Source organism: Shewanella goraebulensis, assembly GCF_030252245.1.
Classification (GTDB): domain Bacteria; phylum Pseudomonadota; class Gammaproteobacteria; order Enterobacterales; family Shewanellaceae; genus Shewanella; species Shewanella goraebulensis.
In genome coordinates, this window is the sequence record NZ_CP126972.1 from 1,704,607 (window position 1) to 1,724,852 (window position 20,246).

Here is a 20,246-nt window from a genome sequence, read left to right on the forward strand (position 1 = left end):
ATGAAACAAATATTAGTTGTTTCGCCAATTCCTTCGCATCCTCAAAATCAAGGAAACAGCGCTAGAATATTTCACCTATGCAAAATGTGGCAGGGCTTAGGTTATCAAGTGCATTTTGTTTATTTTGGGCTAGAAGGGTTAAGTCCACAGCAAAGTCACCAAATGACACAATGCTGGGAACATTTTTATTATGTACAGCCACAAGGGCCCGCAGCAGAGCCGTCATTTGAAGAGTACTTTCATGTTGATGACTGGTATGATGACCGAGTTAGCCAATTAGTCTCAGAGCTATGTAGGGTATGGGATTTCTCACATTGTGTGGTCAATTATGTCTGGTTTTCTAAAGTACTCGATATTGTTCCTCAAAGCGTGACAAAGATAATTGATACTCATGATGTGTTTGGTGACCGGCACCTTGTAGCAAAAGCGGCGGGGATGGAACCTGTTTGGTTTTACACTTCAAAAGAATTAGAGTCATTTGCATTAGCAAGAGCAGATATAGTACTTGCTATTCAAGATGAAGAAGCGGAATACTTTAAAACCATTACTGATTCACGGGTTGAAGTCGTAGGGTATGTTGTGCCTTCTGAGGTATTGTTACCAGCGCCTAAGGGTAAAAATGGTAAATTAAGAGTGGGCTACATAGGAAGTGGTAACCCATTTAACACAGCTTCAATAGCGGCGTTTCAACAGCAAATTATCGCCTCTGATGTCGATCTTTCTAAGGTAGAATTTCATTTAGCTGGCACGGTATGTCGTGCTCTAGGCACTAATACAGTACCATTTATTGTACATGGTCTGGTTGACAGCTTGAGTGAGTTTTACCGAGAAATGGATGTCATGGTTAACCCTATGATTGGTGGCACAGGACTCAAAATTAAATCAATTGAAGCACTTGCCTTTGGCCGGCCACTTATTGCAACCGTTGACGCAATGGTTGGAATAGAAACGAATAATAGACATCAAACATTAACGACTATGAAAGACGTGATAGGTAGTTGTAATCAGCTACTAGAACACCGTGAACTTGCTCAATTAGAGCAAGATTCAAAAAAAGTGTTGAGCCAATATAACGGTAGATTTATTGCATCATTTAAGAAATTATTTAGTTAATTATTAGGTAAAGAGATTTTAACATGTCAGATATTAAGCTGAGTGAAGTAGAAAAAAAACATAAACTTGATAGTTTTTTTAACCGTGTCATTTTAAAAAAAGGCGTAATGACTAGTTACTATCGTATGTTTAACGTTTTTCAGGATGTTTTATTAAAAAATGGAATTGAGTTCTTTGCTCATTCTGGAACGATGCTTGGTTGCGTAAGACATAAAGGTATAATTCCGTGGGATGATGACTTAGATGTGATGATTGAAGAGACTTTTGAACAAAAACTGCTTGATATTTCTCCTCAACTGGAAAAGGCTGGAATTACATTAAAAGAATCAGAGCATAATGGTCTTTATCAGTTTTACTGTACAAGTAAAACTATTTGCCCTCAAAAAATATATATGCAAATAGATGTATTCGTTGGTCAGCGACTATTAATTGATGGCGAATTAAGATTGCATTATAAGAGTGACAGTTTTAGAAAGTGGTTTCCTAAACGTTCAATCAAGGTTACTGACCTTTATCCGTTGAAAGATTATAATTTTGGCCCACTAATCATAAAAGGTATTGGCGATTTCCATGACTACTTTAGCCGCAGTGGTTTTGATGTAAGTGAAGCTATCGTCGCAAGGCATATGAACTTTGAATCTTTTTTGCCCGAAATCGAAGAGTTAAAAACGATTGGTGTTTATCCTATAACCCAACCAGAAATACTAAATTATAGGCATGAAATATCACTAGAAGATCTAATAATAAAACCTGTTAATACCGAATCTAGACCAAGAAAAACCGTATTAACATACGGTACTTTTGACTTGTTTCATGTTGGACATGCTCGTTTGCTAAAACGCTTAAGGCAATTGGGAGACCGCTTAGTCGTTGGCGTTTCAAGCGATGAGTTTAACGCTAGTAAAGGTAAAAAATCTTTTTGTTCATTTGAAGAGCGAGCCGAAATTCTATTAGCAACTGAATTTGTTGATGAAGTGTTTGCTGAGGACTCTTGGGAGCAAAAGAGAAAAGATATCAAGCGCTTCAATGCTGACATATTTGGTATGGGAAGTGATTGGTCTGGAAAATTTGACGACTTAAACGACTGTTGCGAAGTCATATACCTTGATAGAACGCAAGATGTATCGACTACTGATATTAAAAAAGCTCTTGCCAAAATATCTGCTGAGGATGTGATTCAGCTAGAATCATCGTTGCATGCAGCACTGGATATTGTCGTTAACTTGGCATCTTCTGTGGGCAATACTAAATAATGAAGAAGAAAAAACTTATTATACACGGTGGGATGCACAAAACTGGGAGCACAGCACTTCAGGATGCGTTACTTGCCCATCGAGAACTGAATCAAGAATGTGGAGTCTTGTATCCTGATACTGGTTTGCGCCATGATTATGGGGTAGGTTCGCGTCATTTTTATATTCGAGAGACGTTGTTTAATACACACCATAAAGAAAACAATATATGGGCTAAACTATACTCTGAATCAGAGTCAAAAAATTGTAATGTATTAGTTTTATCGCATGAGAACTTTTTATCACCAGATAAAATGGATCTAAGTGAAATAAATGAAGTAAATAAATATTTTGAGGTTTCATTTATTGTTTACATAAGGGATGCAATTTCTTATTACAATACAAAATATAAAGAATGGGTTAGGAGACAGGCATTTGCAGGCGAATCAGCTGAGTTTGTTTTTGAGCAATTAAAGTACCTTGATGTCGAGAAAATGTTAACACCTTGGATAGGGCTTTGTGAGAAAGGTAATGTTTTCGCAATACCGTTCAATAGAGATAAACTAGAAAATGGATCGGTTGTTGATGATTTCTCTTCTGTTTTATCAAAAAAACTAGGTGTAAATATTAATTTGTGTAAGGTTACCGGGGAGCCCTCAAATCGCTCTTATAATAATCATCAAACACTTGCTTGTCTTATAAGAAATCAATATTTTGGTGGTCATGCAGGTTTGACTATAAATCAAAGAAAAGCATTTGCTCAATATATTTGTGAGTTAGAGCCTTTCCTTGAAGATGGGCTATTATTAACAAAGGGTGTGTGTGTTCAATTAAAGTCGAGGAGCTGGCACTCAGACCATTTTTTAAAAATGAAATGTAATTGCGTTATTGAGCAACCAAAAATAAGTGAACTTAATTTTTGTAATACATACAGTTTACCTTCCATTAGAGATAAGTTAATTAAAGAAATGTCTATGATTTTTAATCAACAACCTGTATTTTTATAGGAAAGTAAACTAGTCAGCCCCCAGCGTTTTATTTCAATAAGAGGTTATAAGGCTGCTTAATTTGGTTAAGACTTATTAGATGTAATATGACTTCAGGATATTTAATGAATATAAATGCTTGGTGAGAAATTATCAAGTATTTTTATTTTGGACAATATAGTAACCCACTATTGTCATATAGGCTTAGTTTTTATTATTAATTAGCTGAACAAAATTTTAGTCATGGATTAATTATTTTTCTAACTTTTAATGTTATTAAATCTACATTTGTTTGAAAGTAAATCTGTGTTAACGGATATTTTATAGCTAAAAATTCGAGACTGATTTTATTAGCATATTGAAGTGTTCTTTCTAAATGTAGATAATAAATATTTTAGACTTATTATTTCAAATCTAAGGAGGGCAATAAGCAATTTTAACTGCTAGGTTTGATATATAATATATTATAAATTCGTTTGAAATTCGGTAAAATACAATTAAAGCATGGCTTTTTGTGCGTGGAGTTGACAAAGCAATATTGTATTTGATATTAAATTGAAAAAATGATTTTTATCAATGGGTAAACATTACAAGTTTTAGATGCAGTAAAGTTAATTGAAAATTATTTGAGATAAAAATAAGAGTCTGAATTAGCTAAAACTCAAATGTTCGTTTAATTCTGAAAGAATATTTTCCATCCCCTAAGCAGTAATTTCTATAAGCCTACACTAGAAATAAATTTCAATCGGAAGGTAAAGTATTATTCAGCTTGATAATATTGTCATTTAAGTCACAGACTTTAAGCTGTTGATATATGGCTAAATGATTCGAAATATACTTTTCGATGCTTATAGGAACGTTTTTTATTTTTAAATCATAGCAATTTTTAACTTTAATGTGCTTAAGCACTGATGCGTAGATCGGTAAGCTTGATTCATTTAGGTGCTGAAACTTACCTATAATTGCATTTTCTTCAAGACTAAGCTTTGTAATGACCCGTCTAGTTAATTCATTCAATACAGTTCTACTAGGGTGGTTCATTGAAAAAAACAGTAGTTCTTCTTTCCAATGCTGTTCGATAAAGTCAGACAATCGAATATCAAGTTTTTCTTCTCTACGTTTTAGTTCAGTAAGACTATCTGCAGCATTTTTGTTGATAAATTGTTCTGAATAGTAGGTAGGGTCATTGATGGCCTTATTACTCTTTTCATATGCAGTTTCTGGCTGCTCAATATATCGTTGTATAAGATTTTGATCGTGGTAGTCACTAAATTCATTCGCTTTTTTATCTATATGCCTTAAATAGCAAATTTCTGGGTGGTAGCCGGTAAAATAGATGCTTGGAAATGAAATGGTTTCACTACCTGGTTTCATCAATGTTTTGAGGTGACTGGTATTAAATCGTGGACCAAATGCATTGCTAATGTCTTGGTGAATGAATAGATCAATTTGCTCTAACACGTTTTTAACTGATTCATAATCAGCCTGTTGCAGCATATAGGCTGGTTTTGGCATTTTTATGTATTGGTAGTGGGCAGCAAAACTTGGCTGTCTCATTAGTATGTCGGCGAGTGGGGCTGCTTGGCAGTTACCTAAAACAGTGAAAGTCTTCATTTTGTCTCATTTCTGCTTTCTAATTATAATCGCTTTGGATTTTAACAAAAATTGTGCACTTTCCAACGTTTTTTATCAAAGAGGCATAGTGTTGACACTAAAGGTTCATATTTCTTAATTAATATTATGGTGAATTTAGTGGTGAGAAAAGTATGAAATACCAAAATCCAGAACAGTTTCAGAAATTTAAAAAACATCTTAAGCAATGGGCTCACCAAGAGGAGATTGTTTTTGTCATTGGTTCAGAAAGAAGTGGAACCAGCCTGATGTTTCAACAAGTGTGCCAAGCGTCAAATTTCTATGATTTAGCTGAAGCAACCGTTGAAACTTTTTGTTTTGCAAAACCTTGGTTACTACTTGAAAAAGCCTCTGATGAAAATTATGAAATGCGAAGATATTTAGGGGATGCTGAGCAGTTTAGAACATTTCAGCAATCGATTATTCCGCTAGTTGAGCGCAATTTGAGTATTGATTCAACAGTTTTAAACTACGAATATGATGACTATAAAACAACTAATAAGATTTGGTATGAGCGAAGGTATAAACATGTACTTAGAGCATATTTTTATCATGTATCACAAAACTCAGGTTTGAAAAGGCTAGTGGAAAAAACACCTGCTCATATCAGGTATGCGAATAGGATAATAGAAGCATTTCCGAAAGCAAAATTATTGGTTACCAAGCGCTCACATGCGGAGGTAATAGCATCCCATAGAAAGCGTTACCAAAAAGAAATTGCTCTTGGTAAGTCAGCATCTGATCCGTCACTCAGTTGGCTCAACAAGCCTATTGAAGAGTATATTAATTACTTAAACGGTATTGATCGCAAAATTAATTCCTTACTCAAACAATACCCAGAACAGACAAAAGTTATTAACTATAATGATTTATCGCAGGAGCCAGATATTACCTTGCGTGGCATAGAGGTGTTTCTTGGTGAGAATCTTACCTCAAAAGTAGCGAAGATCGCACGAGCCGATCAAGCTTGGGACCCTTTACTTAATAAACCGCCAACCAAAAACACAATCGACGTAAATAATTTTTTGACTAGAGATGAGTTGGCGCTTTTGTTTAAGTTCAACTAAAGAGTTGTAAGAGCTACTTAAGAGGAAAACTTAATAATCACATATTGCTATTTTTTTTTTCTTGAGTATATTCGGTCTATTTGATGGGATCATTTTGATTGCTTCACTTACTTCTTATTTTAAAAAGTTACCTTTAAAACGGACTGATATCACTGTCCTTAGACGGCGATCAGAGCAGGTTTTTTTTCAATGGTGCTTGTTTGAAGGCTTGCCGCTTTATGGTGGCTATGAGCATGTTTCACCTGAACTACAAACGTATTTACAATGCAGTAATAAAGTTTTAAGTCCTAAAAGCGCTGTCACTAATTTGATGGTATTGGCTTACCAGTATGCCTTTCAAGTTCGATTAAATAAAAAGGGGGGGCTGACTGCTGAGCAATTGATAGAATGGTTTTTCGATACTGCAATTTCACGGTTTAGTTTGTCGCCATTTTTATCCCCAAAGGGGTTACTTCCATATACTGAGGCTCATAAAAGAATTAGATTTAATTCTTGTACAACTACTTTTGGCGTGAATATAGTTGGTTATGCTAACAGTGCTACAGGCTTAGGTGAGGATTTAAGAAATCTATGTTTGCTATTTGATGAAAATCGAATACCTTATAGTGTTATCTCACTACCGCACAGTGCAGATAATTCCAGTACGCAGCGGCAGTTTAAACCATTTAAATCAGGACGCTTGGTTTATCCAATTACTCTATTTTGTATTAGTCCACTGGCAGTGAGTGAAGTCAAAGAGTATTATGATGGTGCGCTTTTCAATAGTATATACAACGTGGGTATTTTGCCTTGGGAATTACCCCTCTGGCCTAAAGATAGTGCTTTAGAACTGAGTTGTTTTGATGAGTTATGGGGGGTGTCTGAATTTTGTACTCAAGCTTTCAAAGGTGTTGTTGAAAATGTGATGACGATACCTTCGATTATTGACTCCTCAGCATTAGTTACTGCTGAACAATCTTCTGTATCTCATCAAAGTGCTCTTCACAAACCTGTGTTTAGATTTTTATCAATTTTTGATGCAAATTCATACTTAAACCGTAAAAATCCCATTTCTACTATTAAGGCATTTTTATCTGTATTTAAACAAAATGAAAATGTTGAATTAGTATTTAAAGTTAATGCTGTTGAAAGGGCTGAAAAACAATGGCAAGAAGTTGAGCTGTTATGCCGTGGTCATAATAATATCAAGTTCATTTTTGGCATTATTTCAACACAAAATATGATGCGCTTATATCAAGGTTGTGATTGTTATATCTCTCTCCATAGGAGTGAAGGCTTGGGTAGGCCAATAGCTGAAGCTATGTTGCATGAAAAGGTGGTTATTGCAACTAACTGGTCAGGTTCTAGTGATATTCTAAACACTGAAGTTGGCTTTCCAGTCGATTATAAGTTGGTTGCATTGAGTGAGGAAGATTATCCTCATGCAGAATACTGCCAATGGGCTGAGCCTTCAATTGATCATGCTGCTTTTTTGATGAAGCAAGTGGTGAGCCTTAGCCTTAAACAAAGGTTAACCATTGGTAGTAAAGCTAGAGTAGCGTTATGTAAAACGAGAGGTGTGACAGCGCTAAGTGATACTTATCTACAGCGTCTTCACAATATTTACAAAGTGAAAGTTAAAAAGGGTCATAAATAGACTTTTTTTTGCTTTTACCGTATAACCTCGTAGTAATTGGCTAGACCATCTGATTAGGCACTGAATTTGTAGAGTGTTGTATATTTTTTTTCGGTAGGAAATATGACCAAAAGAGTTGTAATACATGCAGGCCCCGGCAAAACAGGTACTTCTGTTATACAAAATTGGCTTGTAAATAACACAGAAGTACTTGCTCAAAACAAGGTCTTTTATCCTAACCATGGCTTGGATGCCAATGGTGTAAGCAGTGGCAATATTTATGCTGTCCTTTCAAAGGATTGCGATAATAAATTTTTTGTCGATGAGCAAAAAGTAAATCGTTTACTGAGTGATTTTGAGGCGTCACCGTATGAGGTGCTGTTACTTTCATCGGAGTTTTTCTTTTATAAAATATCAGAACTAAAGCAATACTTTAACAACGCAACGTTCATTATTTATTTACGTAACCCTTTAGAACTTCTTGAGTCAAATTATAATCAATCGGTCAAAAGGCATACAAAAAAAGAACGATTTAGTATGCCTTATGGGTTCAAGTTTCAATTGCTTGATGATTTGGACAAATTATTAGCAGATAGAATTGATCTTGTTATTCGTCCATATGACACAAGTCTATTTTATCATGGCAACATTGTTTCAGATTTACTTAATGTTTTCGATGTTGATATAAAAGTTGATGAGCTTCGTAGGGTAAACCCTTCATATGTTTATCAATCTTTGGAGTTTAAACGATTACTGAATCATTTTCCTCTTCAAGAAGTCGAGTCAGAAATAGATAGGGTCATGCAATCATATTCTCATGGTGATAGTGCCTACTCATTAATCCCTCCTAAGCTGTATGATAATAAGCTATCTGAACTTGTAATTAGGGTTAATCAATTCATTGGGTTACACGAGTTATCACAATTAACACCTTGGATCGAAAATATTACCAATAATGAACGAAATCCTTACTTTAGTAGAGAATTAACAGCTGATGAGCTTTTAGGCGTTGCCGCTTTTCTTGAATTGGAGTCGCCTGCTATCTTTGAGCACATAAGAAGGGCCGTTTTAGCTCACCCTGATTTGTTTGTTTCTAACTCGCTAATTTATGATTGTTTCAATGTGATGCAGGTAAAAAAAGTAGAAACGAACCATTTTACTGAAATTTCTTCGTTATCGAAAATATTACTCTCGAACACTGTAAGTGACCCTGCTGAGGTCACGCGTGAAATAGCTCTGTATTTTGAGAGGATTGGTGATGTGAAAACTGCACGCGAATTTATGGCAGCAGCTCATATTTTTAGGCCGAATGGTCCTCAAATTAAGTTGAAATTAAATCACTATAATACAACTTTGCGTAGTATCCCCCCTCTTGATACACCAGCCAAAGGCAGGACATTGTTTTCAAAAATGATAAAAACATGGGTTAGTAGGAGAGGGAAGTGAGCACAATTCGAAAAATCTTTGGTGATAGGCTCATTAACATCCTTAAGAGTGTTGAGCCATTGTATATTGCATATTATTGGTATCGCAATAAAATTTATAATCGGATTTTCGGTAAATCTGCAAAGAAGGCTTACACGAATTGGATAAAACATATTGAGCCGAATTTGTGGTGTGAGATTCTGCCCCTAATAAAGCAACCTAAAATCTCTATCATTGTGCCAGTGTATAACCCACCCATTAAATTTCTACAAGAGTGCGTAAATTCCGTCATTTCGCAAACTTATAGTAATTGGGAAATGGTTATTGTTGATGATGCATCGACGTGCCCTGTAGTTAAAAAATACCTCTCTGAACTGAGTGGTATGGAACATCGAGTTTTGGTTGTATTTTCAGATATTAATCAACATATTTCTAAAACGACAAATTTAGGTATTACCGAGGCGACTGGTGAGTACATTGCATTTTTAGATCATGATGATGTGTTATCTCCTCATGCTTTAAATGAAACTGCAAGTGTGTTTGTTACCAATAAATCCATTCAATGGGTCTACAGTGATGAAGACTTTATTGGTCTTGATGGTAAACGTACTTCTCCTCATTTTAAATCTGATTGGAACTTGTTTTTACTGCGGTCGCATAATTATATAACTCATTTTTGTGCTTATGAAACTAGATTCTTACGTAAACTAGGTGGTTGTAGAGAAGGGGCTGAAGGTGCTCAAGATTATGATCTGGCTTTAAGAGCAGCGAATGAATTATGCGATGACCAGATTGGTCATGTTTCTAAAATTTTATATCATTGGAGAATTCATCCAGAATCGACTTCAATGTCTTCAAATGCAAAATCATATACCGTTGAAGCTGGACGGAAAGCATTAAAAGAACATCTCGATTCTGCAAAAATTAGCTATAAGTTGGATAGTACTGCTGTTGACAACTTTTATCACGTAAAATATATGCCGAGTATTGAATCTACAGCGTCAATAATAATACCAACTCGCAATCAATATGATTTATTGAAAGCTTGTGTCGATAGTATCATTAGCAAGACTAGTTTCAAAAAATATGAAATTATTATTGTAGATAACCAGACCGATTGCGCACAGACTCTTGCTTACTTATCCTCTTTAAGCAAAACCTCAAATGTAAAGGTTTTAGGATATAACAAACCATTTAATTACTCTGAAATTAATAATTTTGCAGTAAAACATGCAACAGGTGATGTTGTGGTTTTGCTGAATAATGATACTGAGGTAATTAGCGCTGAGTGGTTAACAGATATGGTAGGGTTAGCTGTACTGCCTGAAGTAGGTTGCGTTGGTGCTAAGTTACTATATGAAGATAACAGTATACAGCATGCTGGTGTGATAATGGGACTTGGCGGTTATGCTGCTCATTCGCATCGAGGGATGAACAATGCTCACCCTGGTTACTTTTATCGTCCTCATATTAATCAGCAACTCTCAGCAGTTACTGCAGCCTGTCTTGCAGTAAAGAAAGAACTCTACGATTTAGTAGATGGTTTAGATGAAGCATTTTGTGTCGCTTATAATGATGTGGATTTTTGTCTACGTGTTGAAAAGCAAGGTTATAAAAATGTTTACTGCGCAACAGCTGAGTTGTTCCACTATGAATCTAAATCGCGTGGTTTAGATATATCGTTAGAAAAACAGAAACGATTTGACCAAGAAAAAGCCCTTCTCGAGAGTCGGTGGTCTACAGTTATTGATTGTGACCCTTTTTATAATGTTCATTTAACGAGATCTAGAGAAGATTTTTCATTTAGGTACCTTTAGTTGATGGCAAATTGTTCAATGATGGTGAGTTTATAAATTATGATGGTTTTCAGATGTATTGTCATTGATTCACCTGTATTATGTGGGCTCATTTGTGTATATCAAAAGAAGTGTGAATGGAAAAACGCAATTTGAAAGATGATAATTTTATTGTTCAGAACTCGCATGAGTTGCCTAGAAACATTTTCTCGGTTTGCGGGATGTCTGTTTACAAAATGGATAAGTTAAATTGGGTTGAGCAGGCTGTAAACAGTATCTTAACTCAAACCTTATCCCCATCATTATTCGTCATTGTGATTGACGGTGATGTTGATGAAAACATTTCCTTATACCTTAATAATATTGAAAGAAAGAATAAGCATGTCATATTGATTCATGGCTTGAAAAACCTTGGTTTAAGTACTTGCATGAATTTTATTATTGGCTGGACGCTCCCACTAAACCCAACCTATTTTTTTCGAATGGATTCTGATGATATTAGTATTCCCCATCGATTTGAAAAGCAAATTCAACTTTTAGAAAAACACAAAGACATTGATGTTCTCGGCTCAGCTTTATGGGAAATTGATGCTGATGGAAATAAGCTTGGTATGCGTTGCTTACCAACTAAACACACTGTATTGATTAAGTCTTTATCCAGAAGATGCCCAATAAATCACCCAACAGTTGTAATGCGATATACGATCTTTGAAAAAGGGTTTCGATATCTGAAAGATATGAGAAACACAGAGGATTATTTTTTCTGGATAACATTAGCTCATGCAGGATTCAAGTTTGCCAATATTAGAGAACCGTTACTTAATTTTAGGCGTTTAGGATACTTTTATGAACGCAGAGGCCGTAGCTTGTCTATTAATGAATTTAGAGCACGTCTACTTGCTATGAAACTTTTAAATCAAAGAAGCGCAAGAAACTACTTATACGCCAATGTTGTTTTAGTTTTACGTTTTATGCCTGCGCCAATAATAAAATTAGCTTACAAGATAGATCGGTTCTTACTTAAAACAATAATAGGACATGATTAAAAATGAATGGTGCTATTATTGTTGTTTACCAACCAGATCTTAGTATGGTTGAAAGATTACTTACGCGTGTTTACAATCAAGTTGAACATGTTGTAATTATTGATAATAGCCCTACTAAGCATGATTTTAATTTGATCATTTCTTCATATCATTATGTTCACTTTCCTGAAAATGTTGGTATTGCTAAAGGGCACAATCATGGGTTGAGATTGTTACTGTCTTTGGGGTGCGAATATGGACTTTTACTCGATCAAGACAGTTTAATCCCTGAAGATATGGTTTTTAGACTATCAAGCCTTTTGGAAGCTTCAAAAGCGCTAAAACATCACTTTGCGGCAATTGGACCCAGTATAAGATGTTCATTTACTGATCGCAGTGAGAGAGCTAGATACCAAAGAGATATTTTCGAATATGATGAATTAGTGGGAGTTAATCAAATAATTGCTTCTGGCATGCTAATAGATCTTGGTTCGCTAGATGAGGTGGGTTACAAAGATGAATCATTGTTTATTGATGGTGTTGACCATGAATGGTGTTGGCGAGCTAAGAGTAAAGGTTTAAACGTTGCCAGAGCTAAGCATGTTGAGATGGTGCATAGGTTGGGTGACTCTAGAAGTAAGTTTGTAGGTGTTACCTATCGAGTCGGCTCTCCTATTAGATTGTATTATCAATTTAGGAATATCTTGATTCTTTCAAGACGACCTTACGTACCAACATATTGGAAAGTAAGGTGCATTGTATTAATGCCAATTAAATTTATTCTAAACTCTGTGATGCAAAAGCAAAGAAAACAGCGTTGTTTATTTATGGTTCAAGGCATTGCTGATGGGGTTTTGGGTAAACGTAATTGTTATGAAGAAAATTGGTCATCACACCAGTGACTGTTTATATGTTATAAAAAAATAAAAGCTCAATTAAATCATGTGGTTAAAAGGTTTTTTTAAAGGAAAGGAATAATTCTTACAGATGCTAAAGCAGTGTCTTGGTTGATGTGATAAAATCCTGCCTAATCAAGAGTTAGTGCCCAACTTAATATTGTGCTGATATAGAGTTAAACAAGTATTAATCAATTTAATTTGACGTTAGTGAATTATCACTGCATTAAAGTATTTAAATTAGGATAATAGAATACCATGAACGAAGAAAGATTAACCCACCTAAGAGCATTGGAAGCTGAGTCTATTCATATTATGCGTGAAGTCGCTGCTGAATTTGATAATCCTGTGATGCTGTATTCTGTAGGTAAGGACTCATCTGTATTGTTACACCTTGCGCGAAAAGCGTTTTACCCTGGTAAAATTCCTTTTCCCCTAATGCATGTGGATACTAACTGGAAGTTCAAAGAAATGATCCAGTTTCGTGATCAAATGGCTGAAAAATATGACTTTGATTTAATTGTTCATAAAAACCCTCGTGGTATGGAAATGAATATCAGCCCTTTTACTCATGGTAGCGCAAAACATACCGATATTATGAAAACTGAAGGCCTTAAGCAGGCACTTGACATGCATGGGTTTGATGCAGCTTTCGGTGGTGCTCGACGTGACGAAGAAAAATCGCGAGCGAAGGAGCGAGTTTATTCTTTCAGAGATAATAAGCATCGTTGGGACCCAAAAAATCAACGTCCAGAATTATGGAATATCTATAATAGTAAAGTCGATAAAGGTGAAAGTATTCGTGTATTTCCTTTGTCGAATTGGACAGAGTTAGATATCTGGCAATATATCTATTTAGAAGGCATTGAGATTCCTTCACTATACTTCGCTAAAGAACGACCAGTAGTAGAGCGTGATGGCACTTTAATCATGGTAGATGATGAGCGAATGGAGTTACAAGAAGGCGAAACCACAGAAAATAAGATGGTTCGTTTCAGAACATTGGGCTGTTACCCATTAACTGGTGCGGTAGATTCAGTTGCTCAAACATTACCTGAAATTATTCAAGAAATGTTGTTATGTACCACTTCTGAGCGACAAGGACGAGTTATTGATAATGACTCTGCTGGCTCGATGGAAAAGAAAAAAATGGAAGGTTACTTCTAATTTCTCTCATATCTACGGTAGTTTGATTATAATTTGCACGCTTGACAGTGCAGGTGAAGCTTAGAATTTAAGGAAAGATTGATGTCTAATAGTACGTCTCTTATTGCTTCTGATATTGAAGCATATTTAAAAGTCCACGAAAATAAAGATATGCTACGTATTTTAACGTGTGGCAGTGTTGATGATGGTAAATCTACTCTTATTGGTCGTTTATTATTTGATAGTAAAATGATATTTGAAGACCAAATGGCTGCAATTGAGAAAGATTCAAAACGTTTTAATACAACAGATGATTCTTTTGACTTAGCGTTGTTAGTTGATGGCCTTCAATCAGAGCGTGAGCAAGGCATTACTATTGATGTCGCTTATCGATACTTTGCTACGGAGCAACGTAAATTTATTATTGCGGATACTCCTGGTCATGAGCAATATACTCGTAATATGGCTACAGGTGCTTCAACGGCTGACTTAGCAATTATTTTGATTGATGCTCGTCACGGTGTTCAAGTTCAAACTCGCCGTCACAGCTTCATTTGTTCTCAACTTGGTATTAAGCATGTCATTATTGCGATTAACAAAATGGATGCTGTTGATTACGACCAATCTGTATATCAAAATATCAAGAAAGAATATCGTGAGTTTGCCGAGAACCTTTCTTTTGAAGATGTTCGCTTTGTGCCTATTTCAGCTTTGAAGGGTGACAATGTTGTTAACGAAAGTGAAAACATGTCTTGGTACCCTGGTTCGACGATGATGAAGTTGCTGAATACAGTTTCAATCAATCGTGCTAAATCGAGCTCATTCAGAATGCAAGTTCAGTATGTTAATCGTCCAAACCTAGATTTTCGTGGTTTTTGTGGCACAGTTGCTTCTGGTGATATTCGTGTTGGTGATACGGTCAAAACACTTCCTTCAGGAAAAGAAAGCAAAGTAAAATCGATTGTGACATTTGATGGCGATATCGAAAAAGCCACAGCGGGTATGGCAATAACGATTACACTAGAAGATGAAATTGATATTAGTCGAGGGGACATGTTAGTTCGGCCTCACGAGTTGACATCTTCAGCAAGCCATTTTGAAGCTGACGTCGTGTGGATGACTGAAGAGGCCTTACACGTTGATCGTGAGTATGCAATAAAAGTAGGCAGCAAGTCTGTATATGGTTATGTCGAATCAGTTAATCACCGTGTGGATGTCAATACTCTAGAAGTGTTTCCTGCAACTCAACTTGAGTTAAATGAAATGGGAAGTTGTAACTTTGCAGTCAATGCCCCTATTCAATTTGATGCTTATGATTCAAACCGAACTACCGGTGCATTTATCATTATCGACAGACTGACTAACGTAACCGTTGGTGCAGGGATGATCAGAAATGAAATCACAGGTAAAGAAGCTAAAGCTAGTTCTGAATATTCAGCATTCGAAGTTGAATTTAATGCTTTAGTTAGAAAGCATTACCCTCATTGGGGTGCTAAAGTCATAGGCTAATTTTATTAGTAATGATGATGTAATACGGCTGCGATGCAAATTTATGCTTGCAGCCTTTTTTTTATATTCTTATATTTTTATATTGATTAAGTTATGTCTATAGAAGCTTATCTAACAATAGCTATTTTTTTATTAACAATCGTAGGATTGTTAAAGTTTCAGAGCCGTCCAGCAGCTGTATTTGGTGTAACACTTCTTTCGCTTGTTGCAAGTGGTTTAGTGACAAGAACACAATTACTTTCAAGTATTGCCAACCCAGGTTTAATAACTCTTATTTTATTGATTGTGTGCTCTTTTGCATTAGAGAAAACCAGACTACTGCGGTTTATTGCTTCAAAAGTTATTTTAGTTAGTTATAAAGGAACATTTGCGCGATTATTTGCCATTACGGCTGCTTGCTCTGCATTATTAAATAATACTGCAGTGGTCGCGACTTTATTATCTCCTATCCGAAATAATCCACATCATTTTGCCAGTAAGTTACTACTTCCATTATCCTATGCTGCCATCCTAGGCGGGACCTTAACGTTAATTGGTACTTCTACAAATCTTATTGTCAATAGCTTATATATTGATGCAGAAGGGGGCTCTTTACCATTTTTCTCATTTACAGCTATTGGTTTAATGTTAGTGACTGGTTGTGGCGCAGTGCTTGCTCTTTTGGTTAAGTTTCTTCCTGAAAATGAACCTCAAACTGATGGGAAGCAAGAGTATTTTATTGATGCCAAAATAGCTGGAAATTCAGAGCTAATAAATCGTTCAGTAGAAGACAATGGTTTAAGGCATTTAGAATCTTTATTTTTGGTTGAAGTCGTTAGGGATGGTCATTTAATCAGCCCTGTGGCTCCTTCAGAAATATTACATGAAAATGATAGGTTAATTTTCAGTGGAGATATCACTAAAGTTGGTCAATTGAGTCAATTTTCGGGCCTGATGACATTTGCCCATAAGAGCGAGCTAAAAGACTCTAACCTAACTGAGGTTGTAGTTAGGCAAGAAAGCATACTTGTTAGAAAAACGCTCAAAAACATTGGATTTAGGGCGTTGTTTGATGCGGCCGTTGTTGCTATTCGAAGAGATGGTGAGCAGGTATCTGGTAAACTCGGTGATATTGAAATAAAGGCCGGTGATTTCTTAGTTTTAGCTGTTGGGGATGATTTTAAGTCCCGACGAAATATCAGTAAAAACTTCATTGTATTAACAGGAGTCGAGACTGAGGTCAGGCTAAGTGGCTGGAAAGCGTGGCTTTCGGTTGGCGGCTTTGTGGCAACAATAGCTTTTGCTGCTTTTGGTTTTATCGATTTATTGCAAGGGTTGGTTATCTTGCTTGGCTTGCTGCTATTTAGCCGTTCAGTCAATGTGAATGAAATAATGAGAAGGCTACCTGTGGATATTTGGTTAATTGTATCTTCAGCCATTTTATTATCTCATGCTTTAGTCAATGCCGGAGTTGTTGATCATCTCGGTGATTTTGTTAATCATAGTATTGATAAAGAACATGCTTATTTGGCACTAATCATAATATATTTACTTACCTGGTTGATGACTGAATTAGTGACTAATAATGCGGCAGCAGCTTTGATGTTTCCTATTGCATATAGTTTAGCTCTAGGTTTTGGTGTTGATGTTATGCCTTTTGTTATGACAGTCGCATTTGCAGCTAGTGGAAGTTTCGTTAGTCCTTATGGATACCAAACCAACTTAATGGTGTTCAATGCAGGGCAATATAGAATTAAAGATTTTATTAAAGTAGGCCTACCAATCAGTATTGTATATGGTTTGATAGTCATTATAGCTGTGCCTATTTTTTTCCCATTTTAATAATCGAGATGAAGTAAACATCTCTTACAGGATAACTCATGTCACAGACACCATATAAAGAAGTTGATGTACAAGGTGAGAAGTCATCAGATGTCATTTGGCATAATGCTAGCGTATCAGCTTCAGATCGTATTAAACAAAATGGCCACAAGCCTGCAGTATTATGGTTTACAGGATTAAGTGGCTCTGGTAAATCAACTGTAGCGAATGCCGTTGATAAAATGCTTCATGACTTAAACTGTAAAACTTACGTGCTCGACGGTGACAATGTTCGCCATGGTTTGAATGGTGATTTAAGCTTTTCAGATGAAGATAGAATTGAAAATATTCGTAGAATTGGTGAAGTTTCTAAGTTATTTGTTGATGCTGGGTTAATCGTGAGTACGGCGTTTATTTCTCCTTTCCTTAAAGATAGAGAGATGGTCCGCACGCAGCTCACTAAAGGCCAATTTATTGAAGTGTTTATTGATACTCCAATAGCGGTATGCGAACAACGTGATCCTAAAGGCTTATATAAGAAGGCCCGTGCAGGCGAGATAAAAAACTTCACTGGAATCGACTCCTCATATGATGTTCCTTTAACTCCAGAGGTGCATGTTAAAACCGCTGAAAAGGATATTAAAGCCTGCGCAGAGCAAGTAGTCGAGTATTTAACTGCAAACCATTATATTTAATTAGGAATTTAAAATATGAACTTTGATGTTTTTAATGGTGATGCTGACGGTATAATTTCATTAATACAATTACGCTTGGAAAAACCAATCGAAAGTGAATTAGTTACCGGAGTCAAACGGGATATACAACTATTAGCTGATGTTAACGCTAGTGAGGGCGATAAAGTAACAGCTCTTGATATTTCAATGGAAAAAAATACAGATGCGCTTTGTGGTTTATTAGACGCTGATGTTGAAGTTTTTTATGCAGATCATCATAGAAGTGGCACTATTCCGGAAAGTGACCATTTAGACGCGCATATTGATTTAGATCCAAATACTTGTACTGCTTTGATAATCGATAATTTGTTAGGCGGAAAGTATCATTTATGGGCAATAACGGCTGCCTACGGCGATAATCTTATTGCTAAAGCGGACGAGCTGAGTCAACAAGCAGAATTAACAGGTGAACAGTCTGAATTACTTAAAGAGCTAGGTACTCTGATTAATTATAACGGCTATGGTGCTAGTGTCTCTGATTTACATTTTCATCCAGCGGAACTTTACTTAGCGCTTGTAAAGTATGCTGATCCATTTGATGTGATAAAGGATACTCACTCTCCGTTCTATCGATTAAGAGATGCTTACGCTGAGGATATGGCTCGTGCCAAAGCGATTTCCGTAACTGAGAGTAATGAGTTTGTAGCCATATTTGAACTGCCAAACGAGGCTTGGTCTAAAAGAGTAAGCGGTGTTTATGGTAACTATTTAGCTAATAGTAATGTAAATGTTGCGCACGCTGTATTAACAGATAACCAAGATGATACTTACATGGTGTCATTGAGAGCACCACTATCAAATAAGCATGGTGCCGGTGATATCTGTAGTCAATTTAAAACTGGCGGTGGTCGTTCTGCTGCTGCTGGAATCAATAATTTACCTAAGTCGGAATTAGGTCACTTTGTTGATGCAGTTACTCGATATTATCAATTGTAGAAATATGTTAGTTGATAGATTAAAGGCAGCTTTAACTCATACTGTAAGCGAAGTTCACGCAAGCATAAAGTCACCTTTTAAACTTGCTGATTTAGAGACGTTATTTTTTGAACACATGGTCAATGAGTTAGACCATATAGGTTTTGATTATCCAGTTTGGAATTCGAGTTTATCTAGCCAACATAAAGGTAGGATGGGGGTTCACTGGGTGATTATTAACCCTTTTTTTTGCAACGATTGTGATTCTGATCTTCGTTGCGGTGTTGAACTATATGTCAATCACAGTTGTGAAATAGCTGTTTATCAAAATTTTGAAATATTAATTAGGATGGATTAATGAAAGTAGTAATACCTGTAGCAGGTCTTGGGACTAGGATGTTACCAGCAACAAAAGCAATTCCAAAAGAAATGCTTCCTATTGTAGATAAACCGCTTATTCAATATATTGTTAATGAGTGTGTATCTGCTGGAATAAAGGAAATAGTATTAGTTACTCATGCGAGTAAAAATGCTATTGAAAATCACTTTGATACTTCCTATGAGCTTGAGTCAACACTTGAAAAGCGTGTTAAGCGCCAACTTCTTGAAGAAGTTCAGTCTATTTGTCCTCGAGATGTGACGATAATGCATGTTCGTCAAGGTGAAGCTAAAGGTTTAGGTCATGCTGTTTTATGTGCTAAACCGTGCATTGGGAGTGAACCTTTTGCTGTTGTTTTGCCTGATGTAATTTTGGACGAGTACACTGCTAACCAAAACACAGATAATCTAGCTGCGATGATAGCACGCTATAAAACGAGTTTTGCTAGCCAAATCATGGTTGCTCCAGTTCCTGAAAATGAAGTTAATAAGTATGGTATTGCAGATTGTGATGGTGAAGAAATTGTCGCAGGGGAGTCAGCGAAAATTACTGCCATGGTAGAAAAACCTGCCATTGGTAACGCACCTTCCAACCTTGCGGTAGTTGGCCGTTACGTATTATCTGAAAAGATATGGGGCTTACTTGCAAAAACTCCAGCAGGCGCAGGTGATGAAATTCAATTAACTGATGCGATAGATATGTTAATTGAACAAGACAGAGTTGAAGCTTTTAATATGACAGGTAAATCGCATGATTGTGGTGATAAATTAGGCTATATGAAGGCGTTTGTTGAATATGGTCTTCGCGATAAAAAGCTTGGAAATAAGTTTGCTGAAATAGTGAAAAATTTACTTTAGTTGCTTAATAATAACAAAAAACCACCTCTTTTGAGTTGGTTTTTTTAGTTTAAAAAGGTTGTTAGATCTATTTAATTATAATTGAGCTAAATAATTACTATATAATTTATAAATAAATT

At 35.9% G+C, this 20,246-nt stretch carries 17 protein-coding genes and 1 pseudogene; 17 read left to right on the top strand and 1 reads right to left on the bottom strand.

All coding sequences use genetic code 11. From position 1 onward, the window contains the following. The 4 genes and pseudogenes from QPX86_RS07125 (at position 1) to QPX86_RS07140 (ending at position 3,352) form a co-directional block, all read left to right on the top strand. On the top strand, positions 1-1,113 hold the full coding sequence (locus QPX86_RS07125; RefSeq protein WP_285164757.1) for a glycosyltransferase: 1,113 nt from the start codon (positions 1-3) through the stop codon (positions 1,111-1,113). A 125-nt stretch (positions 1,114-1,238) separates the two neighbouring features. Next, a pseudogene (locus QPX86_RS20675) lies at positions 1,239-1,535 on the top strand (LicD family protein); the annotation flags it as partial. A 321-nt stretch (positions 1,536-1,856) separates the two neighbouring features. Continuing rightward, on the top strand, positions 1,857-2,366 hold the full coding sequence (locus QPX86_RS07135) for an adenylyltransferase/cytidyltransferase family protein (protein ID WP_285165148.1): 510 nt from the start codon (positions 1,857-1,859) through the stop codon (positions 2,364-2,366). After that, the gene (locus QPX86_RS07140) at positions 2,366-3,352 is read left to right on the top strand and encodes a hypothetical protein (protein WP_285164758.1); all 987 of its coding nucleotides are present in this window, start codon (positions 2,366-2,368) and stop codon (positions 3,350-3,352) included. Before QPX86_RS07135 ends, QPX86_RS07140 begins: the two co-directional genes overlap by 1 nt. 720 nt (positions 3,353-4,072) lie before the next feature. Here the strand turns inward: QPX86_RS07140 and QPX86_RS07145 are convergent. Beyond that, positions 4,073-4,945, bottom strand: a complete 873-nt coding sequence (locus QPX86_RS07145; RefSeq protein ID WP_285164759.1) for a WcbI family polysaccharide biosynthesis putative acetyltransferase — start codon at positions 4,943-4,945, stop codon at positions 4,073-4,075. Between the two features lie 152 nt (positions 4,946-5,097). Between QPX86_RS07145 and QPX86_RS07150 the strand changes: the two genes are divergently transcribed. The 13 genes from QPX86_RS07150 to galU all read left to right on the top strand — a co-directional run bounded on the left by QPX86_RS07150 (position 5,098) and on the right by galU (position 20,127). Continuing rightward, a complete protein-coding gene (locus tag QPX86_RS07150; protein WP_285164760.1) occupies positions 5,098-6,030 on the top strand; it encodes a sulfotransferase in 933 nt (310 codons plus the stop codon). A 94-nt stretch (positions 6,031-6,124) separates the two neighbouring features. Then, the gene (locus QPX86_RS07155) at positions 6,125-7,666 is read left to right on the top strand and encodes a glycosyltransferase (RefSeq protein WP_285164761.1); all 1,542 of its coding nucleotides are present in this window, start codon (positions 6,125-6,127) and stop codon (positions 7,664-7,666) included. A 102-nt stretch (positions 7,667-7,768) separates the two neighbouring features. Beyond that, positions 7,769-9,091 carry a hypothetical protein gene (locus tag QPX86_RS07160; protein WP_285164762.1) on the top strand — a complete coding sequence of 441 codons (1,323 nt, stop codon included), beginning with the start codon at positions 7,769-7,771 and terminating at the stop codon, positions 9,089-9,091. Continuing rightward, positions 9,088-10,887: a glycosyltransferase family 2 protein gene (locus QPX86_RS07165; RefSeq protein WP_285164763.1), complete on the top strand. Its 1,800-nt coding sequence runs from the start codon at positions 9,088-9,090 to the stop codon at positions 10,885-10,887. The genes QPX86_RS07160 and QPX86_RS07165 overlap by 4 nt, the downstream gene beginning before the upstream one ends. Before the next feature lie 116 nt (positions 10,888-11,003). Next, positions 11,004-11,912, top strand: a complete 909-nt coding sequence (locus QPX86_RS07170; RefSeq protein ID WP_285164764.1) for a glycosyltransferase — start codon at positions 11,004-11,006, stop codon at positions 11,910-11,912. A gap of 2 nt (positions 11,913-11,914) precedes the next feature. Next, entirely contained in the window at positions 11,915-12,793 is an 879-nt protein-coding gene (locus tag QPX86_RS07175; protein WP_285164765.1) for a glycosyltransferase family 2 protein, read from the top strand. A 252-nt stretch (positions 12,794-13,045) separates the two neighbouring features. Next, positions 13,046-13,954 carry a sulfate adenylyltransferase subunit CysD gene (cysD, locus tag QPX86_RS07180; RefSeq protein WP_285164766.1) on the top strand — a complete coding sequence of 303 codons (909 nt, stop codon included), beginning with the start codon at positions 13,046-13,048 and terminating at the stop codon, positions 13,952-13,954. 81 nt (positions 13,955-14,035) lie between these two features. Further along, positions 14,036-15,442, top strand: coding sequence for a sulfate adenylyltransferase subunit CysN (gene cysN, locus QPX86_RS07185; protein WP_285164767.1), 1,407 nt, complete (start codon positions 14,036-14,038; stop codon positions 15,440-15,442). Between the two features lie 93 nt (positions 15,443-15,535). Further along, entirely contained in the window at positions 15,536-17,263 is a 1,728-nt protein-coding gene (locus QPX86_RS07190; RefSeq protein ID WP_285164768.1) for an SLC13 family permease, read from the top strand. Between the two features lie 38 nt (positions 17,264-17,301). Continuing rightward, complete coding sequence (gene cysC / locus QPX86_RS07195) at positions 17,302-17,937, top strand: adenylyl-sulfate kinase (protein WP_285164769.1); 636 nt, start codon at positions 17,302-17,304, stop codon at positions 17,935-17,937. A gap of 15 nt (positions 17,938-17,952) precedes the next feature. Beyond that, entirely contained in the window at positions 17,953-18,912 is a 960-nt protein-coding gene (locus QPX86_RS07200; protein ID WP_285164770.1) for a DHH family phosphoesterase, read from the top strand. Next, the gene (locus QPX86_RS07205; RefSeq protein ID WP_285164771.1) at positions 18,884-19,249 is read left to right on the top strand and encodes a hypothetical protein; all 366 of its coding nucleotides are present in this window, start codon (positions 18,884-18,886) and stop codon (positions 19,247-19,249) included. The genes QPX86_RS07200 and QPX86_RS07205 overlap by 29 nt, the downstream gene beginning before the upstream one ends. Then, positions 19,249-20,127: a UTP--glucose-1-phosphate uridylyltransferase GalU gene (gene galU, locus QPX86_RS07210; protein ID WP_285164772.1), complete on the top strand. Its 879-nt coding sequence runs from the start codon at positions 19,249-19,251 to the stop codon at positions 20,125-20,127. Before QPX86_RS07205 ends, galU begins: the two co-directional genes overlap by 1 nt. The last annotated feature ends 119 nt before the right edge of the window (positions 20,128-20,246 follow it).